This window comes from Rhodococcus sp. ENV425 (genome assembly GCF_002887785.1).
Taxonomy (GTDB): domain Bacteria; phylum Actinomycetota; class Actinomycetes; order Mycobacteriales; family Mycobacteriaceae; genus Rhodococcus; species Rhodococcus aetherivorans.
Map to the genome: position 1 here is coordinate 50,444 of NZ_PCZU01000043.1, position 6,000 is coordinate 56,443.

The 6,000-nt window shown below is 68.2% G+C and carries 5 protein-coding genes and 1 pseudogene; 4 read left to right on the plus strand and 2 right to left on the minus strand.

Going from position 1 to position 6,000, the window contains the following annotated elements; translation table 11 throughout:
- Positions 1-50: 50 nt before the first annotated feature.
- Positions 51-566, plus strand: a pseudogene (locus CQZ88_RS03425) (transposase); the annotation flags it as partial.
- Positions 567-832: 266 nt separating this feature from the next.
- On the opposite strand, the gene CQZ88_RS03430 reads toward CQZ88_RS03425, so the two are convergent.
- The gene (locus CQZ88_RS03430) at positions 833-1,786 is read right to left on the minus strand and encodes an oxygenase MpaB family protein (protein WP_037201133.1); all 954 of its coding nucleotides are present in this window, start codon (positions 1,784-1,786) and stop codon (positions 833-835) included.
- Positions 1,787-1,910: 124 nt separating this feature from the next.
- Here CQZ88_RS03430 and CQZ88_RS03435 point away from each other — a divergent pair, with 124 nt between their 5' ends.
- The gene (locus tag CQZ88_RS03435) at positions 1,911-2,825 is read left to right on the plus strand and encodes an LLM class flavin-dependent oxidoreductase (RefSeq protein WP_006941782.1); all 915 of its coding nucleotides are present in this window, start codon (positions 1,911-1,913) and stop codon (positions 2,823-2,825) included.
- A 602-nt stretch (positions 2,826-3,427) separates the two neighbouring features.
- Here CQZ88_RS03435 and CQZ88_RS03440 read toward each other — a convergent pair.
- Positions 3,428-3,979: a TetR/AcrR family transcriptional regulator gene (locus CQZ88_RS03440; RefSeq protein ID WP_006941783.1), complete on the minus strand. Its 552-nt coding sequence runs from the start codon at positions 3,977-3,979 to the stop codon at positions 3,428-3,430.
- A gap of 156 nt (positions 3,980-4,135) precedes the next feature.
- On the opposite strand from CQZ88_RS03440, the gene CQZ88_RS03445 reads away from it, so the two are divergent.
- Both CQZ88_RS03445 and CQZ88_RS03450 read left to right on the plus strand, forming a co-directional pair.
- A complete protein-coding gene (locus tag CQZ88_RS03445) occupies positions 4,136-4,669 on the plus strand; it encodes a thioesterase family protein (RefSeq protein WP_102799258.1) in 534 nt (177 codons plus the stop codon).
- 491 nt (positions 4,670-5,160) lie between these two features.
- Positions 5,161-5,964: an enoyl-CoA hydratase-related protein gene (locus CQZ88_RS03450; protein WP_006941794.1), complete on the plus strand. Its 804-nt coding sequence runs from the start codon at positions 5,161-5,163 to the stop codon at positions 5,962-5,964.
- Positions 5,965-6,000 lie beyond the last annotated feature (36 nt).

Below are 6,000 nucleotides of genomic sequence, written 5' to 3' on the forward strand. Positions count from 1 at the left end.
CCACCGCACCGATCACCGTCAGCGGCGTGCTCACCTGCCCCACCACGTCCCTCGCCGCCCTCGCTGCCCAAACCGTGACGGTGCCAGGCAGCAACGCCGCCGAGATCGTCCTGCCGAAACGCGCAGACACGCCGAAAGAGATTCTGCAACAGCGCAAGAACATCGCCGAAGACGTCGAAAGGATGCTCGACGACCACCCTCTTTCCCGAGTCTTGATGTCGATGCCCGGCAGCGGTGTCAGCACTGCAGCTCGCATCCTGCTCGAGGTCGGCGACGGTTCGGCGTTCACTTCCGCGGCCCATCCGGCCGCCTACGCCGGCATCGCCCCGGTCACCCACCGGTCCGGCCCCTCGATCCGCGGCGAGCACCCCGCGCGGTCGGGCAACCACAAGCTCGAACGAGCGCTGTTCCTGTCCGCGTTCGCGGCGTTGCACGACCCGACCAGCCGTGCCTACTACGACCGCAAACACGCCGAAGGTAAGAAGCACAACGTCGCCCTGATCTACCTGGCCCGGCGACGTTGCGACGTCCTCTACGCAATGCTCAAGAACAAGACCTTCTATCGAGTCCGTGATTCCGTCTCGAGAAGAACGTCGGGCTGCGCGGCGGACCCGCCCCGGTGCGGGGCCTACCTCCCCGACCTGCTCGACCGGGTTTGGAACGGACGCATCGAGCCCGGCAAGGTCTTCGACCTCACCCTGTCCCTCGCGCAGGTCGCCGAAGCCTACGCAGCCATGGACAAGCGGCGCGCCACCAAGGTCCCACTGCGCCCCTGACCGGATTCCGGCACCCCTGCGAGCGGTCCAGCCATGACGCCACCGCCCGCGACGGTTCAGCGCGTGCCGCCGCTCACATTCTCGTGTGCCCCCGTGTAGTGCATCGGACTGTCCAGCAGATGCGCCGGCGGCAGGTTGCGATCGGGCGTGTGCACGACGGGCGCGTCCGCCGGGATACGGCCCGATGCGCGGTCCCAGCCTGCCCGGGCCCGCGGGTGGTAGCGATAACGACGCGGAATCAGCTTCTCCCCCAATCCGATCGAGCGGCCGACGAGCCGATGCAGCCGCTGTTCGCGTGGGGAGAAGGTGTAGCCCATGAGTTCGCGCACCGGTGGGTCGTACAGCCCGATCGTGAGCCAGACGAACCCGCGCGTCATCGGCGGCCGCAGCACCGTCCACACGCTCGCGGGCACCCACCGCAGGAACGGCGGCCGGTCGAGGTGCGACAGGTCCAGCACGTCGCGGGTCGCCTTGTTGTCCTCGAGCACCTCCCGGCACATGCGGTCCCAGTAGGCGAGGAAGTCCTCCCAGCTGCCGGGGACGGGCCGCATCGACACCCCGTAGAGCCGGTACCACCGGACGTGCTCGTCGAACAGCCTGTGCTTGTCGGCGAGGGACAGCGGGCCGTCGAACCACTCGATCGAGACGACGAGGCTGTAGAAGAACGTCGCGTGCGCCCAGTAGAACGTGTCGGGGTCGAGGGCGTGGTAGCGCCGGCCCTTCTTGTCGATCCCCTTGATCGTGTCGTGGTAGCCACGCACCTGGGCGGCGGTGTCCGGGGCGCGCGGGCCGTCGAAGACGACGCCGTAGATGGGGTACAGCGACCGGTACAGGCGTTCCCAGCGCTCGTCGAAGAACTGCGAGTGCTCCTCCACGGCCGCGCCGAGGCCCGGGTGCATGTTCTGCATCGATCCGGCCCACGGGCCGAACAACATTCCGCGCCAGCCGCCGAAGTACCTCCACGTCAGGCTGTCGGGGCCGAGTGGCACGAGCTCACTTTGACTACGCACGTTGTCAGTTTGGGCGCGGCAACGACGCGTGTCAAGGTCGCGAAAGCTCGGCCCCCGAGGCACCCCCTTGCCACTCGACGATTTCGGACCTATGGTCAGTCCAATACTTCGGAAAGGGGTCCTCGTGGCGGTCCAAGTCGGTTTGTCGATCACCGATTCCCTGTTGGTTCCCGACCCCGCCGCGCGACGGCGACTGCTCAACTCGGCCGCCGACGCCGGGCTCGATCACATCACGGTCGGGGACCACATCAGTTTCCACGGCGGTACCGGCTTCGACGGTATGGTCTCCGCCACCTCGGTGCTCGCGGCCCACGACACGCTCTCCGTCGTCATCGGGGTCTATCTGCTGGGGCTGCGGCATCCGATGCTCGCAGCGCGCCAGATCTCGACCATCGCGCAGCTCGCCCCAGGGCGGCTGGTCCTCGGCGCAGGAGTCGGCGGCGAGGACCGCTCCGAGATTTCCAACTCCGGGGTGGACCCCCGCACCCGGGGGCGCCGCTTGGACGAAACACTCCAGGTTCTCCGAGCATTGCTCTCCGGCGAAGAGGTCACCCACACCGGAGAGTTCTTCACCCTCGAGCGCGCCCGGATCCTGCCCCCGCCCCAACCGGCCGTGCCGATCGTCATCGGTGGCCGAGGAGACGCCGCGATCCGTCGAACCGCGAAGTACGGCGACGGGTGGCTCGCCATCTTTTCGACCCCCCGCCGATTCGGCGAAACCCGCACCGCGATTCTCGAGGCCGCCGCTCGCGAGAACCGCACTCTGAGCACTTTCGGGGTCACCGTCTGGTGCGGTCTCGACGACGACGCCGCCACGGCCGACCACTTGGTGGGCGAGCAGATGCAGACGCTCTACCGCCTGCCCCGGGACAAGTTCCGGCACCTGGCACCGGCCGGCACGCCCGAACAGGTGGCCGAGTGGCTGCGCGCGTTCGTCGACGCAGGAGCGGACAGCATCACGCTCATCCCCGCCGCCACCTCCATGGAGGCATCCGTCGAGCACGCCGCCGCCGTTCGGAAGCTGCTCGTCGAGAGCTGATCGCGCCGCACCTCGGGCTCCGATTCCGCACACGCCGGCTTCGCGTCCGCCGGCGTGCTTGTCGCAGACGACTCCCGCGGGGTGCTCCTACCCGGCACCAGATCCGTGTCGACACCGCGCCGCGTTCGCTCGGGCTGCCCTCTCGTGCGCCGCGCACTGAACTCCTCCGACGCCGTCCACGCATCGGGCCGATCGCTGTCCGGAACCGACCTCGACGGCCCCGGCGTCGCCCGGGCGGCTTACTGTGACAGTCGGACGACGGTGAAGCACCGCTCGCCTCCTCGTCCTTACCGATGCCGATCCTACCGCCGAGTTCACTGTCCGGCAGAGAACTGCCCTCACCACGGTCCGCACGCTGCTCGACGACGCCGCCACCACCGTCCTCGACGCGGAGGAATACAAGCGCCGGGGGCGAGATCTCGAGCAGAGCCGAAAACTCGCCGCCGAGGGAACCTGGGTCAACTCGTAGGCGGTACCGGAGCTTTGGACGATCTGGAGTCGCGCCATACGCCGCCAGGATGTTCGACTTCGGTGCGCGCCGCTCCCGAGCGCCGCGGCACCGAAGCGCATCGGCCCCAGGGTGCGGACGGTGGTGGCGGTAGTCAGCCGCGGAAGGCGTCGAGCCCCTCGTTGGTGAGACGGACGATGAGGTCGGCCAGTCCGGGGGTGCGGCTGACCTTGCTCGGCCAGTAGGCGATCGAGAAGATCGTGCCCAAGCAGGTCTGGGTCGCGACGGCGACCTCCGCCGGCGTCGCCCGAGGGAGGCACCGGGCCACCGCGGCTTCCCAACAGCCGACGTAGAGCTTGCGCCGGCGGTTGACCTTGCGACGCCACGGGTCCACCAGTGACCGGTCTTCACGCTGGGTCACATTGACCAGGTGCCGGTGCCGGATCGCGAACTCGACATGATGGCGGACCAGACGCTCGAAGTCGGAGTCGGCGTCCTCGTCCACGGGTTCCGCGGCGCGGATCAGCTCGTCCATCGCTTCGTCGAACAGGGTGGCCAGGATCTCGTCCTTGCCGGAGAAGTGACGGTAGATCGCCGGCCCGGAGAGGCCCGCGCGAGCGCCCAGCTCGTCGACGCTCGTACCATGGAATCCCTTCTCGTAGAACAGTTCCGCGGCGATATCGAGAATCTTCCGGCTCCTGTCCACTCGGCGAGTTTAGCACGATGCGTGAACGATCGTTATACTCCGGGAACGCTCCCCGCCATGCGGCGCCGACCCGGGCGACAGGAACGGCGCCGGCCGACAGTCGCGCCGAGCAGATCTCGATGCGCCGGCAACCGACCGCAACCGTCAGGAGATCCCGTGACCGACACTGTCACCCTGCCCACCTACGACCAGGTCGTTCGTCTTCCCCGCGAGTACGGCCCACTGGTCGTCCCGCCGGAGTTCGAGGACGCGAACGGCCACATGAATATCCGGCACTACCTGGACCTGGGTGCCGAAGCGATCGACATCGCGTTTCGCCGGATCGGCCTCACCGACGATTACCGGGCGACTCGCAAGCAGGGCTTCTTCACCGCGGAGCATCACCTGAAGTACTACGCGGAAGTGCACGTCGGCCATAGAGTCTCGGCCTACTTCCGGATCGTCGAGCGCTCCGACAAGATCATCCACGGCATGGCCCTGCTCGTCGACGACACGACCGAGGCACTGGCGAACACGCTCGAGGTCGTCGCACCCCATGTCGACCTCACCACCCGTCGCGTCGTTCCGTTCGCCCCGGACGTCGCGGAGGCGGTCGATCGGGAACTCGCGATCACCGAGCGGGTCGACTGGCCGGCGCCGGTGTGCGGCGTGATGGGGATCAGGTCACAGCGCAACAGAGCCGGTCGATGACCGACGCATACTTGTCGCGATCACGCGCCGGCGCAGCTTCATCGTGGCCGTGACCTCGTCGCCGCCTGGCGGCCACTCCTGATCGAGCAGCGTCCACGCACGGTCCCCGGCCCGAGGCGAGGCGCCGGAAGTCATCGGTGGCGTACGCCCCGGCTCAGCCGGCCGGTGCGTCCTTGTCCGGGCTGCGCCGGACGAGCCACTCGAGCATGTCGCCCACGACCATTCGCATCTCGCGCCGGCCGCGGATGCCGACTTCTCCGGAAATCCCGTGCGAGAGTTCGACCGGAATCGTCCCTCCCCCCCGCCTCGCTGTGGGCAGATTGCGCGGTTCCCACCCGGGCTCAGGACGCGGCAAGCAACTCGCCCTTGAAAACGATCGTTAACGCGGATACATTTGTCATACGGTCGGACCAAACCCGACGACCCCGTCCCCGCGACCTGTTCTCGCGGCGACGGCGAAGCCACCCGAGCAGGAAGGGACCAGCAGGTCGATGACTGATTTCACCGCATTCACGGACGTGACGTACGAGGTCGACAACGGGCTCGCCTGGATCACGATCAACCGGCCGGACCGCTACAACGCCTTCCGCGCCCGCACAGTCGACGAGCTCGTCAAGGCCTTCAAGGCAGCCTGGGGCAGCCCCGAGGTCGGCGCCGTCGCACTCACCGGCGCCGGCGAGAAAGCCTTCTGCTCGGGCGGCGACCAGAAGCAGCGCATGGAGACCGGCGACTACGGCCCGTCCGACAGCGGCCTGTTCGAGGTCGAGGCCCTGCACCGTGTCATCCGGGACACCCCGAAGCCCGTCATCGCCGCCGTCAACGGTGTCGCCGTGGGCGGCGGACACGTACTGCACCTGCTGTGCGACATGTCGATTGCCGCCGAGCACGCCATCTTCGGACAGAACGGCCCGCGGGTCGGATCCTTCGACGCCGGCCTGGGCACCGGCTACCTCGCCCGCGCCATCGGCGAGAAGCGGGCGCGGGAGATCTGGTTCATGTGCCGCCGCTACAGCGCCCAGCAGGCCCTGGAGTGGGGTCTGGTCAACAAGGTCGTGCCCGCCGACCAGCTCCGCGCCGAGGTCCGGGCGTGGGCCGACGAGATCCTGCAGCTCTCCCCCACCTCGCTCAAGGTGCTCAAGCAGTCGCTCAACGCCGACACCGAGCACTTCATCGCCCAGGGCAACATGGCCTACTCCACGCTCAAGCTGTTCGGTGAGTCCGCCGAGGCACTCGAGGGCATCAGCGCGTTCAACGAGAAGCGCAAGCCCGACTTCTCGAAGTTCCGCGGCGCCTGACCATCCCTTGCTCCCGGGCGGCGGGACACCACCGTC